Below are 25134 nucleotides of genomic sequence, written 5' to 3' on the forward strand. Positions count from 1 at the left end.
CGAGGTATCGCACAAAAAGCACGACGGCGTTGTCGAAAATGCGGCTGTGCGAACGTCTTAGCTTGCAAGCGCGCAAAGAGTGCGCGCCTCGTCAACTTGGGCAGGGAGGCTGCGGAAGTTATGAGCATACCGTACCGTTGGATTATTGTCGCGGCCGGGGCATTGATGACCTGCGTTGCGCTCGGCGCGATGTTCTCACTGGCGATCTTCCAGGAGCCGATCGCCATCGAGACTGGCTGGTCACACGCGGGTATCGCGGCTGCGATGACGCTCAATTTCATTGTTATGGGCATTGGCGGCTTTCTCTGGGGCGCCGCAAGCGATCGCTTCGGTCCGCGCATTGTCGTTCTCATCGGCGCAGGCGCGCTTGGGCTGGCACTCGTATTGGCAAGCCGCGCGGAGACCCTTCTGCAATTTCAGCTGACCTACGGCATTCTCGTCGGACTTGCGGCCAGCACGTTCTTTGCACCGATGATCGCCACGACGACAGGTTGGTTCGAGAAGAACCGCAGCCTTGCCGTCTCATTGGTTTCTGCTGGCATGGGTGTCGCGCCGATGACGATCTCGCCCTTCGCGCGCCTGCTTATCTCTGCTTATGATTGGCGCACCGCAATGCTGTTGATCGGCATCACGGCATGGGTGCTGTTGATACCCGCAGCCTTGCTCGTCCGGCGCCCGCCGGCTGAAGCGAGCGACGGTGCCGTCGCCACTATATCGAACGGCGAGCGACCCAAACTCTCGCGGGTGTTCCGCTCACCGCAATTCATTGTGCTCGGCCTGACGTTCGCTGCCTGCTGCGCCGCGCATTCCGGCCCGATCTTCCACATGGTCAGCTATGCCACGATCTGCGGCATCGCACCGATGGCTGCCGTCAGCATCTACAGCGTCGAGGGGCTTGCGGGGCTCGGCGGCCGGCTTCTCTATGGTGGGCTTGCCGACAGGATCGGGGTGAAGCCCGTCCTCGTTACCGGCCTGCTCGTCCAGGCGATCGCGCTGGCAACCTATCTCTTCGTCAGCCGGCTCGGCGAATTCTATGTTCTCGCGATTATCTTCGGCAGTGCCTATGGCGGCGTGATGCCGCTTTATGCCGTGCTTGCGCGGGAATATTTCGGGCCGCGTATCATCGGTACTGTGTTCGGCGCAGCCACAATGCTGTCCAGCCTCGGTATGGCATTCGGGCCTCTGATCGGCGGCTGGATCTTCGACACGTTCCACAACTACTCGTGGCTCTTCATTGGATCCGCGCTGGTCGGGCTGGGCGCGGCGGCGATCGCACTGGCGTTCCCGCCGCTCGCAAGGGTAAAGACCGAACCGGCTCTCGGTGTCTCGGCCTGAGGCGGTGCCGCTAACCGCGCCAGCTTTTGCTCTGCATCAGCTGCGCGAGCGAGGCGGGATAGGTTGGGAAGGAAAACGTGAAGCCAGCGGCCTTCAGCTTGGCGTTCGAGACCCGCTTGTTCTCGCCGTAGAAGGACCGCGCCATCGGCGTGAGTTCAGCCGTCTCGAAAGGCTGTTCCGGCGGGGGCTCGACGCCCATCAGGCGTGCGGCCTCGACAATGACGTCCTGCGGCGGGCCGGGCAGATCGTCCGTCACATTAAAGATGCCGCCGAGCCCGCGCTCGGCGAGAAACCGCGTCGCCGCGCCGATATCCTCCACGCGGATCCGGTTGAAAACCTGATCCTTCTTGATCAGCCGTCGCGCGCTGCCACGTTCCAGATTGCAGAAGGCATTGCGGCCCGGGCCATAGATGCCGGAGAGGCGGAGAACGGCTGCCGGTATATCGGCCTCGGCGCCGATGGCCATCCAGCCATCTTCCGCTTCCAGCCTCTCCTTTGACCGCCCGGAAACCGGCGTGCATGGCGTGTCTTCGGTGACCCAATTGCCCTTGTGATCGCCATAGACGCCGACCGTGGAGAGGTAGCCGATCCACTGGAGCTTAGGCATCATCTCCCGCAAGCGATCGCCCGCCAGCCTGATCAGTGGGTCACCATTTTCCCGCGGTGCAATGGAATGCACGAGATGCGTCGCCTCCCGGATTGCCGCGCGCAAGTCGTTCCCCAGGGTGTCGCCGTCGAAAAGGAACGCGTTAATGCCCTGGCCGCGCAGGGCAGCTGCTTTGTCGTCCGTCCGTGTGGTCCCGGATACGCGCACTCCATCAGCAATGAAGGCCTTGCCGATTGCCTTGCCCGAATAGCCGCAACCGAAAATCATCACATCCATCACACAGCTCCCGCTAGCCGCCACTCGTTCAGGACATCGCCGTCCGACTCATCGGGCCTTTGTGCCGCAAAGGCAAAAAATTCTCCAGCCTCAAGAAGGCGCGAAAGCGCCCAAACCGCCATGCCACGCACGACGGGCGAGGGGTCCTGTGACAGTTCCCGACATCGCTCGACAAATCGGCGGTCGCCCGAATTGCCGGCGGCGATGAGCACATTCCGGATGAATCGATCGCGGCCGATACGTTTGACCGGCGAACCGCTGAAGAACGTGCGGAAGGCGGCGTCGTCAAGGCTGAGCAGGAAGTCGATCGTGGGTTCCTTGAGGTCCTCGCGGGCCTGCAGCTTCATCTCGGACGCCTCGTGGGCAAATTTGTTCCATGGACAGGCGGCAAGGCAATCGTCGCAGCCATAGATCCGATTGCCGATCAGCGGGCGCAACGCCGGATCGATCGGCCCCTTGTGCTCGATGGTCAGGTAGGAGATGCAGCGCCGCGCGTCGATTTGGTAAGGACCGGGAAAGGCATTGGTCGGGCAGATGTCGAGACAGGCGTGGCAGGAGCCGCAGTGGTCGACTTCCGGGGTGTCGATGTTCAAATCCGCGGTCGTGAACATTGAGCCGAGGAAAAGCCAGGAACCGAGCTCACGGCTGACGAGGTTGGTGTGTTTGCCCTGCCAGCCGAGGCCGGCCGCGGCAGCCAGCGGCTTCTCCATCACCGGAGCGGTGTCGACGAAGACCTTTACATCCGCCCCGGCGCGCGCTGCAAAGCGCGTCGCAATCTCCTTCAACCGCCCCTTGAGGACGCCATGATAGTCGCGATTGCGCGCATAGACCGAGATCGCAGCCTTGTCGGGCTTTGTCAGAACTTCGCGGGGATCTTCGTCGGGTCCGTAATTGAGGCCGAAGACGACAATCGACCGGACATCGCTCCAGAGCGTGCGCGGATCGCCGCGCCTGTCACGGGTTTCCGCCATCCACTCCATCGTGCCATGCCGCCCCGCGTCGATGAATTCGCCAAGCCGCTCCTTGGCCTCCGGTATGGCGTCCGGCTGCGTGATGCGACAGAGGTCGAATCCCAACGCCTTTGCCTCCGAGCGAACGAAGGCGGTGAGAGTGTCGCGGCGTTTCTGTTCCTTGTTTTCCGTGGCCATCGAAGGCCCTCGTCAGAAGTCCAGATCGGCGTAGTGCGAAACCGGCGTCAGGCCCCGCACACGCTCAGTGAGCAACGGTCGGAAGGATGGACGTGACTTCAGGCGCTGATACCACTCTTTCACAAGAGGGGCTTCCGACCAGTCGATTTCACCGAGATAATCGAGAATGGAAACGGCGGAGGCAGCAGCCAGATCGGCATAGCTCATGCGGTCACCCGCCAGCCACTGGCGCGAGCCTGCGAGCCATGTCAGGTATTTCATGTGCTGGCGGATGTTCGCCCGCGCCGTGCGAAGGATCTTCGAGTCAGGCGCGCCGCCGCCCTGGTCCGCCGTCATCTGCAGCTTATAGACGCGCTCGCGGGCAAGCGGCTTGGTCACGTCGGTTTCCATCTTCTGCATGAACCATTCCGTCAGCCGGCGAATTTCGGCGCGCTGGAATGGATCTTCGGCCAGCAGCCGGCGGTCACGCTTGAGCACGCCATGCGTCTCGTCGAGATATTCGGAGATCACAGCGGCGCCGCACAGCGCGCGCATGCTGTCGTCGACATAAACCGGCAATGTTCCGGCTGGATTCAGCGAGAGGAAATCCCGGCGTTTCTCCCATGTCTGTTCCTCTATCAGGTCCGCCTGATAGCCGTACTCCGTCAGGATCAGCCGGACGAAGCGTGATGCGGATGACATAGGGTGATGGTAGAGCGTGGGCATCGATTCTCGGATTTTTTGAGGGGTGTGGCACGTTGCAGGAGCGCGATGATTATAGCGCCCTAGTCATGACTCATTCGTTGAAGCTATAGGAGCTTGGCCCTTCCAATACAAGCGAGTCGGGCTGCCGACCGCCTGGACAAGGGAAGTATACGTGCCCGAAAACCGATTTTTTGCTTTCTCGCCCTGCCTTCGTCACTTCCAGACGCCATAACCCCACCGCAAGCTCGACCAAACTCCACGGAGAGAATTTATGGACTATGTGAACTCTATAATTCTAGGCATAATAGAGGGAATTACCGAGTTTCTGCCGATCTCGAGCACCGGTCATCTTATCATTGCTGAGCAATGGCTTGGCCATCGATCGGACATGTTCAACATCGTCATTCAGGCAGGCGCGATCCTCGCCGTCACCATCATTTACTGGCGTCGTCTTCTGGATCTCGTTCTGGGCTGGCGTGATCCGCGCAACCGGTCGTACGCCGCTAAGCTGATTGTCGCATTTCTCATCACGTCGATCCTCGGACTGATCGTGAAGAAGCTCGGATTTCAGCTGCCTGAGAATGCGACGCCGATCGCCTGGGCGCTGATCATTGGCGGTGTCTGGATGATCTTTGCTGAATGGGCGGCCGCCCGCCGACCGCCCCACAAGGAGATAACCTGGCTCGTTGCCATCTTGGTCGGCATTGCCCAGGTGGTCGCCGGCGTCTTCCCGGGAACGTCACGCTCCGGCGCAACAATCTTCGTTGCCATGTTGGCAGGTACCGGCAATCGTGCAGCAGCAACCGAATTCGCTTTTCTGGTCGGCATCCCCACAATGTATGCCGCAAGTGCCTACGAATTGGTGAAGACGTTCAAGGATGGTGGCGCAGCAAACGAGGACTGGACAAGCCTCGGAATCGCCTTCGTCGTTTCGACGATTGTCGCATTCGTCGCCGTGAAATGGCTGCTGTCCTACATCAGGAGCAACCGGTTTACGGCGTTTGCGATCTACCGCATGATTCTCGGCGGCATTCTGCTCGCAATGGCGGCGACCGGGATGATTGCCTGAGACGGCTTTTTGATTGCCGCATTCGGGCACCGATGGCGCGGATGCGGATTGCGCGCTGAAGCAACGAACAAACACCATGAAGCGCGGGGGCTTCAGCCTCTGATCGAACCTGCGGTATCTGATAGAAAAACCGGCGCTACGGCGCCGGTTTCTTGTTATCGGCTGATGGAGCCGGTCTCGCACGGATCAACGCCGTAGGCTGGCGAGCACTCGCCCTTCACCGCTGCAACCGAACCGGGTGCAATGAAGGAGCCTGCCAGAATCACCAGCGCCGCACACGCAAACAGGAGCGCGATTGACCTACCCATCGAAAAAAGCCTTTCAAAAGTCGTTTGCGCGCCGTCAAGGCGCTGAGTCCATTGGGAGACGCGCGGGGTGTGTAGTCAGTGGAATGACAAATAGCAATAAATCTTCCTGCTAAATTTGGTGTTAATTCCGCTAATTTTTTCGTGCGGCTTTTATGCAACGAATGCCTGGCGGACATAGAGAAAAAAGCATCCACAACTTGCGCGATTCCGGAAGACTCTTCCAAGAAAAATGCCGCCCGCGAGGTCACGAGCAGCACTACTGATTACAAGATCGACAGCTGGCCTTTAGGCAGCCTTGCCTGATCCAGTGTATTGGCCGTGCGGACGATACTGCACGAGGTACGAGGCGATCACCGAGCTCACCAGAGTTGGAGTGATGCCGATGCCCTTCAAGGTGCGGCCCTCGGCTTCCGCTTCCTTGGAGACGATGCTGTTCTTCTTTAGAAGCCGTACCTGATCTGCGGTGATCGGCGGCGTGATGAATGGAACGAGCGAGGCAACACTGCCGATCAGCGAGGCAATGCCGAAAGGAAGCGAGACCAGGCGATTCTTGCGCCAAGTTGCCTTCAGCATGATCTCGAGACATTCACGGAACGTCAGCACTTCAGGTCCGCCAAGCTCGTAGACTTCGCCTGCGGTCACCTTGTTCTCGACGGCTTTGGCTACGGCCTCGGCTACGTCGACGACATAGACCGGCTGGAACTTCGTCTTGCCGCCACCGATCAACGGCAGGAAGGGCGAGATGCGCGCCATGTCGGCAAACTTGTTGAAGAAGCCGTCCTCGGGTCCGAAAACGACCGACGGGCGGAAGATGATGGCATCCGGCTTGATCGCGTGGATCGCCGCCTCGGCGCGACCCTTGGTGCGGGCGTATCCGGAATCGGAATGGGCGTGAGCGCCGATCGCCGAGATGTGGATCAGCTTGGCGCCGACGCCGCGAGCCGCCTCGGCGACAGCGCGCGCACCGAATTCCTGGACCGCTTCGAAGGAATTGCGGCCGGTCTCGTGCAGGATGCCGACACAGTTGACGACGTAATCGGCGCCTTCGACGGCGCGGTCGACCGAGTTGCGGTAGCGCAGGTTTGCCTGGACGAAGGATATCTGTCCGACATTGCCAAGCGGTTGCAGGAAGCCGGCGAGGTCAGGGCGGCGGACGGCAACGCGGATGCGGTAGCCGCGCTTTGCCAGCACGCGTACGATATGCCTACCGATGAAGCCGGACCCTCCGAACACGGTGACGAGTGGCGGCAGGTTGGCAAGGGTCATGGCAGGCTCCTCGAAAGGCTCAATTGTTTGGTCGATCTGGTTTCGTCTTAGACCAATCGCGGTGCGACGAAAAGGGCCATCGCGCCGCAGTGGTCATGGCTGAGAACTCGCCTCAGATGCCTTCGACGACGACCATCTCGGCGTCGGCGACTTCCTGGCGGATTTTCGCCGCGATCTGGTATTCCGGCGAATTGTAGCAGTCGACGGCGTGCTGCATCGAAGGAAACTCGATCACCACGTTGCGCGCGCGCGCCTTGCCCTCAAGTTCGGTGATCGCGCCGCCACGGGCGAGAAAGTTGGCGCCATACTTTTCGAAGGCCGGCTTTGCCGCCACGACGTAATCCTTGTAGCGCTCCGCGTCACGAACATCGACGCGCGCAATCCAATATCCTTTTGCCAACTTAGGTGCTCCCTGGCTCACGTGACTATTGAAGGGCCGCCGACATTTCGGCAAGTATTGCGCGGGCCGCTTCTTTGGGTTCGGCCGCCTTGACGATCGGGCGAGCAACGACGAGGTGGCTGGAGCCCGCCTTCAGCGCGGCAGCCGGCGTCATCACGCGCTTCTGGTCGCCCCTGTCGGCGCCGGCAGGGCGAATGCCCGGCGTGACGAGCGCCATATTGGGGCCGATGATCTTGCGGACGGCGGACGCTTCCTCGGCGGAACAGACGATACCACCCATGCCGGCGAGGTGCGCCTGTTCGGCGCGGCGCAGGACGAGCGTGTGCGGATCATATTCGTAGCCGGCCGCGATCAGGTCCTGTTCGTCCATCGACGTCAGGACGGTCACGCCGAGAAGGCAGAGATCGGAGCCCCTTGCGGCCTCCACCGCAGCTTTCATCGCCTTCGGATAGGCGTGCAGCGTCAGCATCGACATGCCCATCTTGACGATGTTCTCGACGCCGGAGGCGACGGTGTTGTCGATGTCGAGCAGCTTCATATCGAGGAAAACCTTCTTGCCGCTCCTGGCAAGGTCGCGCGCAAACTCCAGGCCGCCGGCAAAGACCAGCTGATAGCCGATCTTGTAAAAGACGACGTCGTCGCCGAGCGTGTCGACGATCCGTTCGGCCTCGCCAAGCGTTGGAACATCCAGGCCGACGATCAGCCGCTCGCGTGCATCCATGTCACATCCATCCCTGCCACTCTTCGATAGGCGTCCAGTCGCACGACAGGCGTCGATCCGCAAGGCTGAAACAGTAGAGATTGCCGCCGCCGCCCGGTTGATCGCCATCGCGCCGGATCGGGCGGCCTTGCAAATGGCACTTTAGCAAGGTTCCCACGCCTCCGTGGCCGACGAACGCAATGGGCAGGGCGGGATCATGCGACGCGAGAATATTGGTAGCGGCCGAAATGATACGTCGCTGCGCGTCGATTGCCCGTTCCCAACCCCTGTAGCTGTCTTCGGGATGCGCAAAGAACCAGTTGGCGGCCTTCTCGAACTCAGGTGGCGGCAGGAAGCCGGTTGCCGAGCGATCGTTCTCATGCATGCCGTCGACGATCTCGATGGCCAGCCCGGCCGCGGCGGCAAGGATCTCGGCGGTCTCGATCGCCTTCGTCTCGTCGCTGGAAGCGACGCGCCGCAGCTGTTTTACCCAGTCGCTTTCGGCCGCTTTGTGGGTGCGCGCGGCGCCAAGCTCTGACAGCCCCCATTTCGGTACGGGAACCGCCGGATCGATCCTCACCTGCGGATGCGTGATGTAGAGGCCGAACACAGGGTTCAGCCGCGCCGGTAGATCCAGAGCTGCGCCGGCGGGATGTTACGGACGATAAAGTCGAAGTGCTGGATATGATAGCGATCCGGCCGCGCGATGATCGGCGACACAGGGCCGTACGAAATCTGCACGACAGGCCGGCCTGCCGGAAGGCGGTCGAGCAGGCTCTCGAGAAGCGCGATGCGGGCCTGCATCGGGAAGTTCAGCAGTGGGACAGCGGACACGACGGAATCGAACTTTTGATCCCTCATGGCGCCGAGCGTCTTATCGAGATTGAACGCATCGCCATTGATGAAGTTCACGCCCGGATAGAGCCGGACCAGGTGCTCGTAGAAATCCGTCGAATACTCGACAGCGACCAGGTTCTCCGGCTTCACGCCTCGTCCGAGGATTGCCTTGGTGATCGCCCCGGTGCCTGGCCCGAGCTCGAGGACCGGCAGTCCGGAGTGCAGGTTGATGACGCTCGCCATCTTGCGCGCTGTAATGGAGGAGGTGGGAACAATCGAACCGACAGTCTTCGGCCCCTGCATCATTCCCTTGAAGAAGCGGATCTCTTCGTCAAACTTCTTGCCCAGCCGTTCCTTCAGGCGCAACGCCATTCCACCATCCTCCTAGATATGCAACAAAGCAGCCCGGTCTTTACTTGCAGTTGGTTCGAGCGAAAAACAAGGCCCGACGTCGCAATTGGCAAAGTTTGCACGACAAATGCGACGCGGTTAGACCCGCATCGGCATCAGCACGTAGAGAGCGTCGTCGCCGGTCGTGTCGCGAATGAGCGTCGGCGAGCCGGCATCGGCAAGCAGGAAGATCGCCTCATCGCCGGAAAGCTGCGCCGTAATGTCGAGCAGATATTTCGCATTGAAGCCGATTTCCATCGAGTCGGTATCGTAGCCGACCGCGACTTCCTCCGTCGCGCTGCCGGAATCCGGATTGTTGACGGTGAGCAGCAGTTGACCGTCGGAGAGGGCGAGCTTGACGGCGCGGCCACGCTCCGAAGAGATCGTCGAGACGCGGTCGACGGCTTGCGCAAACGTCGTGCAATCGACACGCATTTCCTTGTCGTTATTGGTCGGAATGACGCGCTGGTAATCCGGGAAGGTGCCGTCGATCAACTTCGAGGTCATGACGATCGAGCCGATACTGAGACGGATCTTAGCGTCGGAAACCTCGACGGTCACGATCGCATCCGGCACATCGACGAGCTTCTGCAGTTCGCCCACGGTCTTACGCGGGATGATGATGCCGGGCATGCCTTCCGAGCCCGATGGCGCATTCACGTCGGCGCGGGCGAGGCGGTGGCCGTCGGTTGCGACGGCGCGCAGCTTCAGGTCGCCGTTGCTCTCGATCGTGTGGAAGAAGATGCCGTTGAGGTAGTAGCGGGTTTCCTCGGTCGAGATCGCGAACTGCGTGCGATCGATCAGCATCTTGAGGTCGGTCGCCTTCAGCTTGAAGGTATGGCTGAAGGTGCCGGCGGTGAGATCCGGGAAGTCGGATTCCGGCAGGCACTGCAGCGAGAACTTCGAGCGGCCGGACTGAACCGTCATCGAGCCGCCGTCGGTACTGGTCGCCAGCAGGACTTCGGAGCCGTCCGGCAGCTTGCGCACGATGTCGTAAAGAAGATGGGCAGGAACGGTCGTGGCACCGGCCTGTTCGACATTGGCGGGGGTCGCTTCGGTCACTTCGAGATCGAGATCGGTCGCCTTCATGTCGAGGTTCTGGCCCTCGGCGCGCAGCAGGATGTTGGACAGGATCGGGATCGTGTTCCGGCGTTCGACCACGCGATGCACGTGGTTCAGCGACTTCAAAAGGTTGGACCGCTCAATTGTAATACGCATGGGATGCTACCGCTTTCGACCGTTACTGCTCGAGCGCACATGTTGCGCGCCGCAAGGAATGCTTTTTGCCCAAGAGGGACCGGAGAGTGGATAGGCAAAATGGCAGGATTTTGCGCCCGATTGCAAGAGGTACCAGCGGAAGCCTCAATGCAATTGCCGTTTTCCCGTGCAATGCTCACAGAAATCGCAGCGGCCTTGCCGAACTGCAAGGCCTCGCCCATAAAGGCGCGAAGCCAAAGAAAGCGAAACTATCTTGAGCAATGACGATGTGATGGCCGAAGGTGGCAGGCAACGCAGCTTCCGCCTGCACAATATGTCCATTCCGGCGCGACCATTGGAACCGGCGCTTTACCTCGTCGCGACGCCGATCGGCAATCTCGGCGACATCACATTGCGGGCACTGGAAACGCTTGCAGGTGCGGATGTGCTGGCCTGCGAAGACACGCGCGTCACCCGCGTCCTGCTTGACCGCTACGGCATTCAAAACCGGCCCTATGCCTACCACGAACACAATGCCGATGAAGCCGGGCCACGGCTCTTGCAGGCGCTGAAATCCGGCAAGTCCGTTGCCCTGGTCTCGGATGCCGGGACGCCGCTGGTCTCGGATCCCGGCTATCGTCTGGCGCAAAACGCCATCGAGGCAGACTATCGCGTCATACCCATTCCAGGGGCCTCCGCGCCGCTCGCCGCTCTGGTTGGCTCGGGCCTGCCCAATGACGCCTTTCTCTTCGCCGGGTTTTTGCCGACCAAGGACAAGGCGCGTCGCGATCGGCTGGCCGAGTTCGAAGCCGTTCCCGCAACGTTGATGTTCTTTGAATCGCCGCATCGCATAGCCGCAACGCTGGCCGCCGCCGCCGATGTGCTCGGCGGTGATCGCGTTGCGTCGGTCTGCCGTGAATTGACAAAGACCTATGAGGAGTTTCGTCGTGGCACGCTGGCGGAGCTTGCTGCCCATTATTCCGGCGTCGATAGCGTCAAAGGCGAGATCGTGCTCGTTATCGGTCCGCCTCCGGAGCGCCCGGTGGAACCCTCGAATGTGGATGCGATCCTGGCCGACCTGGCGAAGACCTTACCGACCTCCAAGGCCGCTGCGGAAGCGTCGCGGCTCACAGGCATTTCCAAGAAGGAGCTCTACCAGCGTCTCCTCGATATGAAGGGCAGCGATGAGCGATAGGGCCAACGACCGCCCCAAGGCGCTTCGCCGGGGCCATGTGTCCGAGTATCTGGCTGCTCTTTATCTCATGCTCAAGGAGCTATCGCATCGTCGCCCTGCGCTATCGCACCAAGCTCGGTGAGATCGGCATTATTGCACGCAAGGGCAATCTGGCGATTTTCGTGGAAGTGAAGGCGCGCCGTGACTAATGAGCGCCATCGACGCCGTATCGCCAACGGCGCAAAACTGCATCAGAGCTGCCAGTGATCCGTGGTTGGCGATGCAACGCGATCATGCTGTGCTTTCGCAGCGTTACGACATCGTGGCTATCCTGCCTGGCCGCCTGCCGCGGCATTTTCCGAATGCCTTCTAATGCAGATTGCAATCGTGTGCAAAAAGGTGTCGATGTAACACTCCTGTCATCAAATCATTAAGGAGGCGTCATGGAAGGCCTCTATTGCACTCCTCACCCCAACAACTGGTGGAGAGGGATTAGCCATGTTCAAGAAAATTTCGATGGCGGCTGTGGCCGTAAGCTTTTCGGCATCGTCGTCCTTTGCTGCGACCAGCATCACGTGGTGGCACGGCATGGGCGGCCGCAACGGCGAAGTCATCAATGAGGTTGCACAGAAGTTCAACGCTTCGCAGTCCGCCTGCGCCCTGACCCCGGTCAGCAAGGGTACCTACGAAGAAGCGCTTGCTGCCGGCATCGCTGCCTTCCGCTCTGGCGAGCAGCCGAACATCCTGCAGGTCTTCGACGCGGGTGCTGCAACCATCATCAACGCTAAGGGCGCCGTCGTTCCAGCCGAAGACCTGATCAAGGACGCCGGCTACAAGTTCGACCGCAACGCCTTCATTCCGGGTGTTCGGTATTTCTACGCTGCTGCTGACGGCAAGTTCGTCGGCATGCCCTTCAACTCTTCCGCGCCGATCATGTACACCAATCCGGAAGCGCTGAAGAAGGCTGGCGTCGAAGCCCCGAAGACCTGGGATGAGTTCGAGGCGATCGCTCCGAAGCTCAAGGCCGCAGGCTACATCCCGCTCGTCCAGTCGCAGCTGACCTGGGAGTTCACCGAGAACTTCTTCTCGCGCAACAACATTCAGTTCGCCACCAACAACAACGGCTACGACAGCGTCGTCGACACCAAGCTCAAGGTCACCGATCCGAACCTCATCATGATGTTCGACAAGCTGAAGGCCTGGTCCGACGAAGGCTACTTCAAGTACTACGGCGCCGGCTGGGCCGACAACCAGAAGCCCTTCGAGGAAGGCAAGGTCGCTCTCTGGATCGGTTCTTCGGGTTCCTTCGGCGGTCTGAAGAAGACGGCAACGATGCCCTTCTCGGCAACCTTCCTGCCCTACTGGGGTTCGATCAAGGGCGCTGGCACCCATAGCTTCATCGGCGGCGCGGCACTCTTTGCCATGTCCGGCAAGTCGGCTGAAGAGAACAAGTGCGTTGCGGACTTCTTCCAGTTCCTGACCTCGCCCGAGATCCAGAAGTTCTACCACCAGGCAACCGGCTACGTCGCCATCACCGAGGCAGCTTACGAACTCGCCAAGAAGGAAGGCTACTACGACAAGGAGCCGGTGGCCGAAGTCGGCATCAAGCAGCTGAAGCTCGAAGACGGCGAGTGGTCGAAGGGCTATCGCCTCGGCTTCTATCCGCAGATCCGCGAAATCATGGAACGCGAATACGGCCGTATCTTCTCGGGCGAAACCTCCGTCAAGGAGGCTTTCGATACCATCGAGAAGGAAGGCAACCAGCTCCTCGAGCGTTTTGCCAAGACTGCCGGCTGATAAAACCCATTGCTGAAAACCACGGTTCCGGAGGCGCTCGCCGTCTCCGGAACCGCTTTGCAAAAAGGTCCCGCCATGAAGCGCGTGCAGTTTTCGTCGCCAACGCTGCCTTATCTCTTCCTGCTGCCGCAGATGGCGGTCATCTTTATTTTCTTCTACTGGCCGTCCATTCAGGCGGTGAAGTCCTCGTTCTTCCTCGAAGACCCGTTCGGCTTCGGCTCCAGCTTCGTCGGCTTCGACAATTACAAGGGCGTTCTCGAAAGCGCCGAGTACCGCTCGATTGCTGGCTTCACAGCCATTTTCACGGCGCTCGTCACCTTCTTCTCGCTGTCGCTAGGCTTGCTTCTCGCCGTCAAGGCCGATGCCGTCATCCGCGGCAGCTCGACCTACAAAACACTGCTGATTTCCGTCTACGCGATCGCCCCGCCGGTCGCCGGCCTGATCGGCATGATGTTCTTCGACCAGCATATTGGTCCCTTCGTGCGTTTCGCCGCCTTGTTCGGCTGGGACATGAAGATCGGTCTCAATTATTTCGACACGGCGTTTGCGATGGTGGTCGTCTCCGTCTGGAAACAGATCCCGTACAATTTCATCTTCTTTCTCTCGGGCCTTCAGGGGATTCCCGTTTCCGTTCGCGAGGCTGCGGCGCTCGACTGCCGCTCGGGTTTCCGGCGGTTCTGGACCGTCATCCTGCCGCTCTTGGCGCCGACCGCCTTCTTCCTCTTCGTCATCAACGTCACCTATTCGCTCTTCGATACTTTCGGCATCGTCGACGTGATGGTGAAGGACAAGGCCGCCAACAACCCGATCACGCTCGTCTACAAGGTCTACATGGATGGCTTCCGTGGCAACGACCTCGGCGGCTCCTCGGCCCAGTCGGTGATCCTGATGATCGTCGTCTTCGTGTTGACCGTCTTCCAGTTCCGCTTCCTTGAGCGGCGCGTTCACTACAATTGAGGAGCGCGGGAATGTACCGTCTCAAGATCGTCGATCACGTCATCCTGCTTCTCGGCGTCTTCGTCATGATGGCGCCTGTCGTCGTTGCCTTCTTCACCTCGACGCACGATGCCGCCGAGATCCATCGGCAAGGTTTGACCCTCACCTGGGGCAACCATTTCGCCGAGACCTACAGCACCGTGCTCAATCGCGAAGGCGGCTTCACCGGGCAGGTGACCGGGACGCGTATGCTGATGAACTCGTTGATCCTCGGCATCGGCTTTGCCATCGGCAAGATCATCCTGTCGATGCTCGCCGCCTATGCGATCGTCTACTTCCGTTTCCGGCTCGGAACGCTGTTCTTCTGGATGATCTTCACGACGCTGCTGCTGCCGCTCGAAGTGCGCATCCTTCCCTCTTACGAGGTGATGCACCAGCTGCACCTGATCAACACCTATACCGGCATGATCGTGCCGCTGCTGGCATCGGCAACCGGCACCTTCTATTTCCGGCAGTTCTTCAAATCGATCCCGGACGAGTTGTTGGAAGCGGCGCGTATCGATGGCGCCGGTCCGATCAAGTTCTTCTTCGACGTGATCGTGCCGCTTTCGAAGACGATGGTGGCCGCCATCTTCATCATCATGTTCGTCTATGGCTGGAACCAGTATCTCTGGCCGATGCTGATGACCAACGACGAGAGCTTCTACACGCTGGTGCGCGGCATCAAGCAGATTCTGCTGGTCTGGGTCGGCGCGCAGATCCCCGATTACAACGAAGCCTTCGCCATCGCGATCCTCGCGATGCTGCCGCCTGTCATCATCGTCGTGGTGTTCCAGCGCTGGTTCATCAAGGGCCTCACCGAAAGCGACAAGTAAAGGAAACGCCGATGGCCGCCATCGAAATCAATCAGGTCTCCAAGATCTATACCGGGGACGTGCATGCGGTGAAATCCGTGAACATCGACATCAAGGACGGTGAGTTCATCGTCCTCGTCGGCCCCTCCGGCTGCGGAAAGTCGACGCTTCTGCGCATGGTCGCCGGGTTGGAGGAAATCTCCAAGGGCGAGGTGAAGATCGGCAACCGCGTCGTCAATAAGGTCGACCCCGCCGAACGCGACATCGCCATGGTGTTTCAGAACTATGCGCTCTATCCGCACATGACGGTCTACGACAACCTCGCTTACGGCCTGCGCAACCGCAAGACGCCGAAGGCCGAGATCGATGCCCGCGTCGCTGAAGCGGCCCGCATGCTGCAGCTCGAAGCCTATCTCGAGCGCAAGCCGCGCGCCCTTTCCGGCGGCCAGCGTCAGCGCGTCGCCATGGGCCGCGCCATCGTCCGCAAGCCCGCCGCCTTCCTGTTCGACGAGCCGCTCTCGAACCTCGATGCAAAGCTGCGGGTCTCGATGCGCGGCGAGATCAAGCGGCTGCAGCGCCGTCTCGGCACCACCTCGATCTACGTCACCCACGATCAGCTGGAGGCGATGACACTCGCCGATCGGCTGGTCGTTCTCAACGGCGGCGAGATCGAGCAGATCGGCGCGCCGCTCGACGTCTACCACACCCCAGCGTCGACCTTCGTCGCGAGCTTCATCGGATCCCCGGCGATGAATCTGCTGCAGGGCGAACTGCATGGCGACAAGCTTGCACTGGGCCCGAACCTGATCGACCTTGGCGGTCATGCACCTGCATCCGGATCTGTCACCGTCGGTATTCGCGCCGAGGACCTGCGCCTCGCAAGCCCTGGCGAACATGCCATGACTGTTGCAGTGGACTATGTGGAAGAGCTCGGCTCCCAGCGTCTCGTGCACGGAAATCTCGGCGATCAATCGCTGACGGCAGCCCTGTCTCCGGAGGCGGAATTAACGTCCGAACTGCGGCTGGTTGTGGGTGCCGAAAGACTGCATTTCTTCACTCACGACACCGGAAAGCGTATCGGCGGGACGGCTCTTCAACGGGCCATGGTGGCAAAGACGGAAATCGCCTAGTCCTTTGGACGTTGCGATCGTTCAAATTGTAGGCACTGCTTGTACGGTGCCTTTACGACTCTCTGCTATCCCGACCAGGATCTGATAGCAGCGGGGGTTGCTCATGGGTATGCAGATGATGCTGGCCAGTGTGGTCGCGATGGCCGCGCGGGTGGTGCCTTTTCCGAATCTGCCGCAACCGGCGGCAAAGACATTTGTGGCGAAGTCCGGCGGCAACCTGGTCATGCACGCGACGCCGATCAATCCAGACTGGATCATCAGCGGCGATCCGCAGGCACGCACCGGTGAGCATTCCCGCAGTAACGATGATGCAGCCTACACGGCGATCTGGGACTGCACGGCCGGCGAATTCCGTTGGTACTTCTACTGGGACGAAACGGTGATGATTCTTGATGGCAGCGTGCACATCCTCGCCGAGGATGGCACGGAGCGCATGCTGGAGGCCGGCGACGTTGCCTTCTTCGCGGCTGGCACCTGGGCGAGCTGGCGCGTCGACAATTACGTGCGCAAGGTCGCGTTCCTCAGGAAGCCGTTTCCGAAGCCAGTTGCGCTTGCCTATCGGCTCCGCAGCCTGCTGCGCGGCGAGGCTCCCAAGAGCGGCATCGCGGCCTGAAGATTTCGTCTCGCGACGCGGGCACGGCGTTGCTTTCAGGGCATCTGCAGCCTACATCTGTCCGGCATTAGCTAAGGGACGGAAATGGCCAAGATCAAGAATGTAGCGGTCCAGATGGACCATGTCGCCGGCATCAATATTGCAGGGGATTCCACCTTCGCGATGAGCCTCGAAGCGCAGGCTCGCGGCTATCGGCTCTTCCACTACACGCCCGAGCGACTGAGCTTCAGGGATGGGAATCTATACGCCACCGTCGAGCCGATGGTGTTGCGCGACGTCAAGGGCGATCACTTCGAGCTCGGAGCGCCCGAACGTGTCGATCTGTCGACGATGGATGTGATCCTGCTGCGCCAGGACCCCCCGTTCGACATGGCCTATATCACCTCGACTCACCTGCTGGAGCGGATCCACCCGAAGACACTCGTCGTCAACGATCCGGCCTGGGTGCGGAACTCTCCCGAGAAGATCTTCGTCACCGAATTTGCCGATCTGATGCCGAAGACGCTGATCACGAAGGACGCGGGCGAAATCCGCCGTTTCCGGGACGAGATGGGCGACATCATTTTGAAGCCGCTCTACGGCAATGGCGGCGCTGGCGTGTTCCACTCGACCAGGGACGACCGCAACCTGTCGTCGCTGCTCGAAATGTTCGGCCAACTGTTCCGCGAACCCTTCATCGCGCAGCAGTACCTTCCCGACGTCCGCAAGGGCGACAAGCGCATCCTGCTCGTCGATGGCGAGCCGGTCGGTGCCATCAATCGCGTCCCCGCCGAGCACGACAGCCGTTCCAACATGCATGTCGGCGGACGTGCCGAGGCAACCGAACTGACGGCACGCGAAGTCGAAATCTGCAAGCGCATCGGCCCTGCGCTCAAGGAACGCGGCTTCCTCTTTGTCGGCATCGATGTCATCGGCGACTACATGACGGAGATCAACGTCACGTCGCCGACAGGTATTCGCGAGGTCCGCAAGTTCGGCGGCGCCGACATTGCCGCTCTGCTTTGGGACGCGATTGAGCGGAAGCGCGTCTAGCGCTCCTTGGCTGCATGGCTTCGTGCGGCGGGGACGGTTTTCGCCGTAAGATGCTGATGGTTGGCCCGCCCGGCTCGGGAAAATCCATGCTCGCGGCACGGCTACCCTCGATCCTGCCGCCGCTTTCCGCCGCCGAACTGCTGGAAGTCTCGACGATCCATTCGGCAGCCGGACAACCATCTGGCGGAAAACTCTCGGATCGCCGCCCCTTCCGGACTCCACATCATTCAGCGACGATGGCCGCCGCCCTGGTGGGAGGCGGCTTGCGCGCCAGGCCGGGCGAGGCGTCGCTCGCCACCATGGCGTGCTGTTCCTTGATGAGTTTCCTGAGTTTTCGCCGCAGGCGCTCGAATCCCTGCGGCAACCGCTGGAGACGGGCGAATGCATCATCGCCCGCGCCAATCATCGTGTGGCCTATCGCCAACATCCAGCTCGTCGCAACCATGAACCCCTGCCGCTGCGGCATGGCGGGCGAACCCGGTCATAGCTGCGCGCGCGGCCCACGCTGCATGACGGACTACCAGGCGCGCATATCAGGCCCGCTGATGGATCGCATCGACATCCGTATCGATGTGCCTGCCGTCTCCGCCGTCGATCTTATCCAACCGATGCCTGCCGAAAGGAGCGCGGATATCGCCCGCCGCTTTGCCCGTGCACGTGACATTCAGCGAAACCGCTTTGAAGCAGCCGGACTCGGAGGCATCGGCACAAACGCTCCGTGTTCGACCGTCATGATCGAGAAATACGCCGCGGATCCTGCTGGCCTGCAGTTGCTCGCGACGCGGCCGAGAAAATGAAGTTCTCGGAGCGAGGCTACCATCGTATGCTGAAAGTGGCGCGCACCTTGGCGGATCTCGATGGCAACGAGACCGTAGGCCGCATTCACCTTGCCGCGGCGAATCGCCGGCGAGCAGCTGACCGCAGCCGCCTGAAACGAAAAGGGGCGCCGAGGCGCCCCAGGTTCATTCAGGATGAGGGCGTTCAGTTGCCGAGGCCGTCGAACAGTGCGGTCGAGAGATAGCGTTCGGCAAAAGACGGAATGATCACGACGAGATTCTTTCCCGCATTCTCCTCGCGGCTGCCGACCGCGATGGCCGCGGCCAGTGCTGCGCCGGAGGAAATGCCAACGGGCACGCCTTCGAGCTTGGCAACCTCGCGGGCAAGTTCCAGCGCCTCGGGACTGCTCACCGTGATGATCTCGTCGTAGATGTGCGTATCGAGGATTGCCGGCGCAAAGCCGGCGCCAATGCCCTGAATCTTGTGAGGTCCCGGCTGGCCGCCGGAAAGAACCGGCGATTCCGCCGGCTCGACGGCGACCACCTTGATGCCGGGCTTCTTCGACTTCAGCACCTGTCCCGCCCCGGTGATGGTGCCGCCGGTGCCGATGCCGGCAACCAGGATGTCAACCGCACCCTCAGTATCGTTCCAGATCTCTTCGGCTGTCGTGCGGCGATGGATTTCCGGGTTGGCCGGGTTCTCGAACTGTTGCGGGATGATGGCATCCGGGAGGGTCGCAGCCAGTTCCTCGGCCTTCGCGATCGCGCCCTTCATGCCCTTCGGGCCTTCGGTCAGAACAAGCTCGGCGCCGAGCAGCGCCAGCATCTTGCGCCGCTCGACGGACATCGTTTCCGGCATCGTCAGGATCAACTTGTATCCCTTGGCGGCCGCAGCAAAGGCGAGCGCAATTCCAGTATTGCCGGATGTCGGCTCGATCAGGGTCGTTTTGCCAGGCGAAATCTTGCCCTGGGACTCCAGCGATTCGATCATGGCAACGCCGATACGGTCCTTGACGGAAGCAATCGGATTGAAGAATTCCAGCTTGGCGAGCAGATTCGCCTTTACGCCCTTCGCCTTGGCGAGCTTGTCGAGCCGCACGATCGGTGTGTCGCCGATGGTTTCGGTGATCGAGGAATAGATACGGCCACGGCCCGGTTTCTTCGACATTCGGCTCTCCCTTGATGAAATGTGCGGAGAGAATAGGGTCAAAGGCGGGTGGAGACCAGTGCGGCATCACTCGCGCGAAGGCGCCTTCGGAGAAAAAATCCTTTGAAAACCGACCTTTGCCGAACGAACTTTTTCAGGCTGCGCGGGTGGCGATGAAGGCGGCCGTGCTGGCGAGAATGCCAGCCGCCATCTTGTTCAGTGCCTGCAGCGCACGCGGTTGCTTCAGCATCAGTCGTGCGCGCGAGGCGAGCAGCATATAGGGAACCAGAACAACCAGCAGGACCACGAAGGTGGTAGCGAGCAGGATGCCATATTCGCGAAGCCCGATGCTGTTGAGGTCGATCAGCGTTGGCACCAGCGCGACGTAGAAAAGCATGGTTTTGGGGTTGCCAAGCGTTACCAGAAGGCCGGACAGGAAGCTCATGCCGATGCTGCTTGCCTTCTTTGCTGCGACGTCCTGCGGCAGCAGCCCGGCCGTCCAGAGCTTATAGGCGATGTAGCCGAGATAGAGCGCACCGGCGATCTTGATGACAATGAAAACTTCCGTGAAGGTTTGTGCCACGAAGGCAAGACCGAGGATAACAGCGGTCAGATAGGTCATGTCGCCAAGGACGAGACCGAGGCCCATGAAGAACGTCTCACGGAAATTCGAGCCCAGCGCGCGGGCAACAATCGCCGTGATGCCCGGCCCCGGAATTGCCGCCGCGATGAAAAGTGCTGCTCCATAAGCGAAAAGGGCGGTGAACGACATGACGGGAGCTCCTGCTTCAACCGCCTTCTACGCCTGCGGCCTGGTACTTTCAAGGATCTGAGTTCTTGTCATCATCCTGCGGTAGCTTGCCGCTATTGACGCTGGCTGTCGCGGTTCTAGTTCCAGGGCGGTGATCGAAGGCTGGTGACAGCCGCCACCTTGTCAACTGCCCCATAACCACCAATTGCCCGCCGCTCACCAAAGGAGACACCTGATGAGCCCCACGTCAGCCGAAAAGCGCAAACTCGCCCCGCTCGCTACCCCCACGGACCTGAAGAGCAATGCCATTCAAGATATCTCAGCCGCTCTGGCTGCGTTGCTGGCGGATGTTTTTGCGCTCTACATTAAGACTAAGAATTTCCATTGGCATATGTCGGGACCGCATTTCCGCGACTATCACCTGATGCTCGACGAGCAGGCCGAGCAGATCTTCGCCACGACCGATGCGATTGCCGAGCGCGCCCGCAAGATCGGCGGCACCACGCTGCGCTCCATCGGCCATATCGGCCGCCTGCAGCGCATCAACGACAATGATGCCGAGTATGTCACGCCGGAAGACATGCTGGCGGAACTGCGCGACGACAACAGGCAGCTGGTCTCGCTGTTGCGCGAGACCCATGATGTCTGCTCCGAGCACAATGACGTCGCCACGACGAGCCTGCTGGAAGTGTGGATCGATGAGGCCGAGCGCCGCACCTGGTTCCTGTTCGAAACGACGCGGCAGCAGAAGTAGTCTCGTTCCGCTTCTCGAATTGTCAGCCTGCCCGCGCGCGCAAAAACTGCGCGGGCGTCCAGCCAAGGTTCATGCCTGCGGCGGCGACAAGGATGACGGCTGCGCCAAGCAGTTGCATCGGCTGCAATGCATGTCCGAAGGCCAGTCGATCCACAAGGATCGCCGCGATCGGGTAGATGAATGACAGCGCGCCGGTCAGATGGATCGGCAGCTTCTGGATCGCACCGTAGAGCAGCACATACATCAGGCCAGTGTGCACGATACCCATGGTGATCAGGATCGACCATGAGGAGCCGTCCGCGGGCAGGTCCGAGAAGTTCATGGTCGGCAGCAGCATGAGTACGCCGGTGGCAACCTGGATCAGCGCGATAACGTGCGGCGGCGTACCCTTCAGCCACTTTGCCGCCAGCGCCGCGAGAGCGTAGAAGAATGCGGCACCAAGCGCCAGCAAGATGCCGAGGCCGTAGCCCTCGTGCCCACCAGCGGTGGCAGGCTTCGCCTCGACGATCGCCGCCATGCCACCAAAGGCCAGCGTCAGCCAGAACAGCTTTGCGGCGGTGATCTTCTCGCCGAGAAACAAGGCGCCCAGCGCAAGCAGCATGAAGGGTTGCGTGTTGTAGACAGTTGTAGCGATCGAAATCGATGCATGGCCGTATGATGCAAAGAGCAGCAGCCAGTTGAGAACGATAGCCACGCCGCCGAAGATCGCGATACCGACCGATTTCAAGCTGATGATACCAGGTCGAAGCAGCCCCATGGCAGCGCAGACCGCAAGCAGGCTGATCGCGCCGAAAAGGCAGCGCCAGAATACCACGCCGCTCACCGGCTGGCCTGACATGACCACGAACCAGCCGATTGTTCCCGATATCAGCATTGCTGCGGTCATTTGGGCGGTGCCGGTGCGGATTTCGCTATGCATCACGTTTCTCCATCTCGATAGATGAAGATTATTGCGGTCCTGTCCCGGTTTATATAGTTTGCATTAGGTTGATTATGCCGCTCTCCTGTCATTGTGAGGAATAATGTCTGTTTCGCCTAATGATAATGCGATCGATGATGTCGATCAGAGAATATTGGAGGCACTGGCGGAAAACGCTCGCATCTCGTTGAAGGAGCTGGCACAGGCTGCCGGGCTTTCTTCACCGAGTGCCGCCGAACGCCTCCGTCGCCTGGAAGAGCGCGGGATCATCGCGGGTTTCACCATTGATATCGACGCTGCAGCACTCGGATACCCGCTGCAGGCGATCGTACGCGTCCGTCCGCTGCCGGGACAGCTGCATGTCGTTCAGCGGATCATCCAGGACACGCCGCAGTTCGTGGAATGCGACAAGGTGACGGGAGACGACTGCTTCATTGCCCGGCTTGTCGTCCGCTCGATGGCGGAGCTCGACACGATCCTCGACAAGGTGGCGGAGAAGGCCGAAACGAGCACCTCGATGGTCAAGGCATCACCCGTCAAGCGTCGGCTGCCGCCGCTCGCAGCAAAGCCCTGAAAGGTAAGTGCTATCGGTTCGAGCGCGCCGAAATGGCAAGCCGCATCAGCTCTCCCATACGGATATGGCTGATGCCGTAATCGACCCGCGCGGCGCGGTGCACAACGACGAGATCGAGTGCCGGAACGACGATGATGTATTGCCCGCCAAAGCCGCTGGCATAAAACAGTGGCGTTTGGATGGAGAGCGGATCCTCCGGCGCATTCGCGTCCGCCGTCAGCCAGAGATAGCCATAGCCCCTGCCGCCCCCGAGATCAGAATGCGGTTGGGTTGACAGGCGAACCCAGTCCTCGGGCACAACCTGTACGCCGTTCCAGCGGCCGCCTCGCAGATAAAGCAGGCCGACCCTTGCGAAGTCGCGAGCACTCATTGCCATCTTGTAAACGGGATGCAGCGATTCCGGTCCATGCTGATAGCGGCAGTCGTCCGGCGAAAAGTCCTGCATGCCGAGGGGCGCGGCGATGCGGGCGGCAAAGTTTTCGAACAGGTTCTCGTCGGTCTGGGCTTCGAGAATCGTGCCGAGGACGTTGAAATCCCAATTGTTGTAAAACCAGAAAGAACCCGGCGGGTGGCTGCCGCGCTCCGGTCGTCCCCGCTTCGTGTCATAGACCGAAGGGAGATACACGCCGGATCGCGCGGCGAGAAGGTTGCGAACCGTGGCCGTCCGTTCCTCTGCCGTCAGCGGTGCGACATCGATGATACCGAGATCGGCGAGCGTGGCGGAAAGGTCGATCCGGCCGGCCCCGGCATGGATGCCGTAGAGCATGCTGATCAGGCTCTTGCGCACTGAAGCGATGCTCGACTTGTAGGCCGTGTCGCCCCAGGAAAAGGCGAGACGTCCGCCGTCGATAATCATCATCGCGGTTGATCCGCCGCGCTCCAGCTCGCGGACGAGGTTTTCCAGCACCGCGGCATCCCAGCCGCCCTCGGTACGCTGCCGCCATTCCTTATCCGGGTAAATGAATGCGGCCTCCGCCATTTCAGCCCTCCTTCGATCTGCGAAAGTCTCGGCTGGCAAACGCGCGGGTGTCAGAAATCGGCCATTGGCGAAAGCATGGCGGGCGCTTCAAGCGCGATTTCGTCGCTGGCGCGAAACATAAAGCACGTGCCGCCTCCGGGTGCCCGCGTTTCGCCTTCCCAGCCAAGCCTGTCAGGGCAGAAGAGCACTTCGGCCATGGCCGGTCGCAGACCGAGGGCGCCGATGATTTCGGCAAGGGCGGCGATTTGCGGTGCCACGACATCGAGCAGAATGAAACGATCGCCATCCGCCTTCCAGGCGACGACCGCCTGCCTGTCCTCGATGAAGCTCAGCCGCACGCTCGGATCGAGCCGGGTGTTGATGAGGAACATCGCCGCGCTTTCCACGACGGCCAGCGTCTCCGACACCGGCACGCGGCGCTTCAAGGCCGCCTGCAACACGGAGAGGTCGGCTGGCCGCGAGGGATCGAGCGTGCGGGCATGACGACCCGAAGCGGCAGGCGCCGGCGCCGGGCCGGAATAGGCGTGCATCGGCAGCGCGTGAAAGCCGTAGGGCTCGTAGAGCGCCGGCTTGTCCGTGTAAAGGACGATGGCTTCGAAGCCCTTTTCCTCGCACCAGGCGAGTGCCTTTTGCGTGAGGTCGCGATAGAGGCCACGTCCGCGCCATGCGGGACGAACGGCACCCGATTGAAATGCGGCGGCATTCACGGTGCGCCCGTTGACCATAAGCGGCATTGCGAGGGCCGAAAGATTGGCGGCAAGCTGGCCGTCACCGGCAAACCAGCCGAAGGGCATGCTGCTCGGGTCAGGCCCGCCCATCTGGTGCAGTGGGCCGATGTCGATATCGAATGTATCCTTCAAGAGATCGACCAGCGCCTGCCAGGCCGTGAGGTCGCCGAAATAGTCTCGGCGGAAGGTCAGGCCGGAATGAACGATGCTCTTGGAGGTCATACTCCGGTCGATCCAAAACCGCCGGCGCCACGCGTCGTTACGCTCGCCTCGGAAATCTCTGAGATATGTGCTTGGATCGCCGGAGCGATCACCATCTGCGCGATGCGCATGCCTCTGGTGATCGCGAACGGCTCATCGCCGAGATTGATCAGCAGCACCTTGACCTCGCCGCGATAGTCGCTGTCGATGGTGCCGGGTGTGTTCAGGCAGGTGAGGCCGTGCTTGAAGGCCAAGCCGGAACGCGGGCGCACCTGGCCTTCGAAACCTTCCGGAATCTCGAAGATGAAGCCCGTTGGCACCAGCGCGCGCTTACCGGGCTCGAGGGTCATCGGTGTAGCGGCGCGCAGGTCCATGCCTGCCGCCCCCTTGCTTTCGTAAGAGGGCAGATCGAGATCCTGGCCGTTGGCAAGGCGGATGATGTTAAGTGTCGGGCGTGCATCGGTATGGATTGTCATGAGGGCATTAGTTTGCGCCCGATGCGCCAAGGTCAATTGCAATGCCGGGCTTTAATCGCTAGATACGCCGCAATTC

At 60.8% G+C, this 25134-nt stretch carries 27 protein-coding genes and 2 pseudogenes; 13 read left to right on the forward strand and 16 right to left on the reverse strand.

Annotated elements, in window-relative coordinates; all coding sequences use genetic code 11:
• Positions 1 to 120: 120 nt before the first annotated feature.
• On the forward strand, positions 121 to 1335 hold the full coding sequence (locus tag K9B32_RS06550) for an MFS transporter (RefSeq protein WP_224561071.1): 1215 nt from the start codon (positions 121 to 123) through the stop codon (positions 1333 to 1335).
• A gap of 10 nt (positions 1336 to 1345) precedes the next feature.
• Here the strand turns inward: K9B32_RS06550 and K9B32_RS06555 are convergent, their stop codons facing one another.
• From K9B32_RS06555 to K9B32_RS06565, 3 genes are read right to left on the reverse strand one after another with little or no spacing between them, the layout of a single operon-like run.
• Positions 1346 to 2218 carry an SDR family oxidoreductase gene (locus K9B32_RS06555; protein ID WP_224561072.1) on the reverse strand — a complete coding sequence of 291 codons (873 nt, stop codon included), beginning with the start codon at positions 2216 to 2218 and terminating at the stop codon, positions 1346 to 1348.
• The gene (queG, locus tag K9B32_RS06560) at positions 2218 to 3366 is read right to left on the reverse strand and encodes a tRNA epoxyqueuosine(34) reductase QueG (protein WP_224561073.1); all 1149 of its coding nucleotides are present in this window, start codon (positions 3364 to 3366) and stop codon (positions 2218 to 2220) included. The genes K9B32_RS06555 and queG overlap by 1 nt, the downstream gene beginning before the upstream one ends.
• Positions 3367 to 3378: 12 nt before the next feature.
• A complete protein-coding gene (locus K9B32_RS06565) occupies positions 3379 to 4071 on the reverse strand; it encodes a glutathione S-transferase family protein (protein ID WP_224561074.1) in 693 nt (230 codons plus the stop codon).
• A gap of 250 nt (positions 4072 to 4321) precedes the next feature.
• On the opposite strand from K9B32_RS06565, the gene K9B32_RS06570 reads away from it, so the two are divergent.
• Complete coding sequence (locus tag K9B32_RS06570) at positions 4322 to 5119, forward strand: undecaprenyl-diphosphate phosphatase (RefSeq protein ID WP_132591873.1); 798 nt, start codon at positions 4322 to 4324, stop codon at positions 5117 to 5119.
• A gap of 155 nt (positions 5120 to 5274) precedes the next feature.
• Here the strand turns inward: K9B32_RS06570 and K9B32_RS06575 are convergent, their stop codons facing one another.
• From K9B32_RS06575 to dnaN, 7 genes are all read right to left on the reverse strand, one after another.
• Entirely contained in the window at positions 5275 to 5427 is a 153-nt protein-coding gene (locus tag K9B32_RS06575; protein ID WP_007799501.1) for a hypothetical protein, read from the reverse strand.
• Between the two features lie 285 nt (positions 5428 to 5712).
• Complete coding sequence (locus tag K9B32_RS06580; RefSeq protein ID WP_224561075.1) at positions 5713 to 6693, reverse strand: complex I NDUFA9 subunit family protein; 981 nt, start codon at positions 6691 to 6693, stop codon at positions 5713 to 5715.
• A 112-nt stretch (positions 6694 to 6805) separates the two neighbouring features.
• Positions 6806 to 7093 carry a DUF1330 domain-containing protein gene (locus tag K9B32_RS06585; protein WP_224561076.1) on the reverse strand — a complete coding sequence of 96 codons (288 nt, stop codon included), beginning with the start codon at positions 7091 to 7093 and terminating at the stop codon, positions 6806 to 6808.
• 25 nt (positions 7094 to 7118) lie between these two features.
• On the reverse strand, positions 7119 to 7814 hold the full coding sequence (pyrF, locus tag K9B32_RS06590) for an orotidine-5'-phosphate decarboxylase (RefSeq protein ID WP_224561077.1): 696 nt from the start codon (positions 7812 to 7814) through the stop codon (positions 7119 to 7121).
• 1 nt (position 7815) lies between these two features.
• On the reverse strand, positions 7816 to 8403 hold the full coding sequence (locus K9B32_RS06595) for a histidine phosphatase family protein (RefSeq protein ID WP_224561078.1): 588 nt from the start codon (positions 8401 to 8403) through the stop codon (positions 7816 to 7818).
• A gap of 5 nt (positions 8404 to 8408) precedes the next feature.
• Complete coding sequence (pmtA, locus tag K9B32_RS06600; RefSeq protein WP_007799509.1) at positions 8409 to 9002, reverse strand: phospholipid N-methyltransferase PmtA; 594 nt, start codon at positions 9000 to 9002, stop codon at positions 8409 to 8411.
• Between the two features lie 117 nt (positions 9003 to 9119).
• Positions 9120 to 10238 carry a DNA polymerase III subunit beta gene (gene dnaN / locus K9B32_RS06605; protein WP_224561079.1) on the reverse strand — a complete coding sequence of 373 codons (1119 nt, stop codon included), beginning with the start codon at positions 10236 to 10238 and terminating at the stop codon, positions 9120 to 9122.
• A gap of 271 nt (positions 10239 to 10509) precedes the next feature.
• On the opposite strand from dnaN, the gene rsmI reads away from it, so the two are divergent.
• From rsmI to K9B32_RS06650, 9 genes and pseudogenes are all read left to right on the forward strand, one after another.
• Positions 10510 to 11412, forward strand: coding sequence for a 16S rRNA (cytidine(1402)-2'-O)-methyltransferase (rsmI, locus tag K9B32_RS06610; protein ID WP_224561300.1), 903 nt, complete (start codon positions 10510 to 10512; stop codon positions 11410 to 11412).
• A pseudogene (locus K9B32_RS06615) lies at positions 11402 to 11764 on the forward strand (YraN family protein). Before rsmI ends, K9B32_RS06615 begins: the two are co-directional and overlap by 11 nt.
• 125 nt (positions 11765 to 11889) lie before the next feature.
• On the forward strand, positions 11890 to 13188 hold the full coding sequence (locus K9B32_RS06620; protein WP_224561080.1) for an extracellular solute-binding protein: 1299 nt from the start codon (positions 11890 to 11892) through the stop codon (positions 13186 to 13188).
• A gap of 75 nt (positions 13189 to 13263) precedes the next feature.
• Positions 13264 to 14145 (forward strand): ABC transporter permease subunit, encoded by an 882-nt coding sequence (locus tag K9B32_RS06625; RefSeq protein ID WP_224561301.1) that lies wholly within the window; start codon positions 13264 to 13266, stop codon positions 14143 to 14145.
• An 11-nt stretch (positions 14146 to 14156) separates the two neighbouring features.
• Entirely contained in the window at positions 14157 to 14999 is an 843-nt protein-coding gene (gene ugpE / locus K9B32_RS06630; RefSeq protein WP_224561081.1) for a sn-glycerol-3-phosphate ABC transporter permease UgpE, read from the forward strand.
• An 11-nt stretch (positions 15000 to 15010) separates the two neighbouring features.
• Positions 15011 to 16108 (forward strand): ABC transporter ATP-binding protein, encoded by a 1098-nt coding sequence (locus K9B32_RS06635; protein WP_224561082.1) that lies wholly within the window; start codon positions 15011 to 15013, stop codon positions 16106 to 16108.
• A 103-nt stretch (positions 16109 to 16211) separates the two neighbouring features.
• A complete protein-coding gene (locus tag K9B32_RS06640; protein ID WP_224561083.1) occupies positions 16212 to 16721 on the forward strand; it encodes a cupin domain-containing protein in 510 nt (169 codons plus the stop codon).
• An 84-nt stretch (positions 16722 to 16805) separates the two neighbouring features.
• A complete protein-coding gene (gene gshB, locus K9B32_RS06645; RefSeq protein WP_224561084.1) occupies positions 16806 to 17753 on the forward strand; it encodes a glutathione synthase in 948 nt (315 codons plus the stop codon).
• 50 nt (positions 17754 to 17803) lie between these two features.
• Positions 17804 to 18685 (forward strand): annotated as a pseudogene (locus K9B32_RS06650) (YifB family Mg chelatase-like AAA ATPase); the annotation flags it as partial.
• A 49-nt stretch (positions 18686 to 18734) separates the two neighbouring features.
• Here K9B32_RS06650 and cysK read toward each other — a convergent pair.
• Both cysK and K9B32_RS06660 read right to left on the reverse strand, forming a co-directional pair.
• Positions 18735 to 19697 carry a cysteine synthase A gene (gene cysK / locus K9B32_RS06655; protein WP_132591891.1) on the reverse strand — a complete coding sequence of 321 codons (963 nt, stop codon included), beginning with the start codon at positions 19695 to 19697 and terminating at the stop codon, positions 18735 to 18737.
• Positions 19698 to 19830: 133 nt separating this feature from the next.
• Positions 19831 to 20448 carry a LysE family translocator gene (locus tag K9B32_RS06660; RefSeq protein WP_224561085.1) on the reverse strand — a complete coding sequence of 206 codons (618 nt, stop codon included), beginning with the start codon at positions 20446 to 20448 and terminating at the stop codon, positions 19831 to 19833.
• A gap of 214 nt (positions 20449 to 20662) precedes the next feature.
• Here K9B32_RS06660 and K9B32_RS06665 point away from each other — a divergent pair, with 214 nt between their 5' ends.
• Complete coding sequence (locus K9B32_RS06665) at positions 20663 to 21181, forward strand: Dps family protein (RefSeq protein ID WP_224561086.1); 519 nt, start codon at positions 20663 to 20665, stop codon at positions 21179 to 21181.
• Positions 21182 to 21203: 22 nt separating this feature from the next.
• Here the strand turns inward: K9B32_RS06665 and K9B32_RS06670 are convergent, their stop codons facing one another.
• Positions 21204 to 22100, reverse strand: coding sequence for a DMT family transporter (locus tag K9B32_RS06670; protein WP_224561087.1), 897 nt, complete (start codon positions 22098 to 22100; stop codon positions 21204 to 21206).
• 103 nt (positions 22101 to 22203) lie between these two features.
• On the opposite strand from K9B32_RS06670, the gene K9B32_RS06675 reads away from it, so the two are divergent.
• A complete protein-coding gene (locus K9B32_RS06675) occupies positions 22204 to 22674 on the forward strand; it encodes an Lrp/AsnC family transcriptional regulator (protein WP_007799543.1) in 471 nt (156 codons plus the stop codon).
• 10 nt (positions 22675 to 22684) lie between these two features.
• On the opposite strand, the gene K9B32_RS06680 is transcribed toward K9B32_RS06675, so the two are convergent.
• From K9B32_RS06680 to dut, 3 genes are read right to left on the reverse strand one after another with little or no spacing between them, the layout of a single operon-like run.
• Positions 22685 to 23653, reverse strand: coding sequence for a serine hydrolase domain-containing protein (locus tag K9B32_RS06680; RefSeq protein ID WP_224561088.1), 969 nt, complete (start codon positions 23651 to 23653; stop codon positions 22685 to 22687).
• Positions 23654 to 23703: 50 nt separating this feature from the next.
• Positions 23704 to 24603 carry a GNAT family N-acetyltransferase gene (locus K9B32_RS06685; protein ID WP_224561089.1) on the reverse strand — a complete coding sequence of 300 codons (900 nt, stop codon included), beginning with the start codon at positions 24601 to 24603 and terminating at the stop codon, positions 23704 to 23706.
• Positions 24600 to 25058: a dUTP diphosphatase gene (gene dut / locus K9B32_RS06690; protein WP_224561090.1), complete on the reverse strand. Its 459-nt coding sequence runs from the start codon at positions 25056 to 25058 to the stop codon at positions 24600 to 24602. Before dut ends, K9B32_RS06685 begins: the two co-directional genes overlap by 4 nt.
• Positions 25059 to 25134 lie beyond the last annotated feature (76 nt).

Source organism: Rhizobium sp. 3T7, from assembly GCF_020166565.1.
Classification (GTDB): Bacteria; Pseudomonadota; Alphaproteobacteria; order Rhizobiales; family Rhizobiaceae; genus Rhizobium.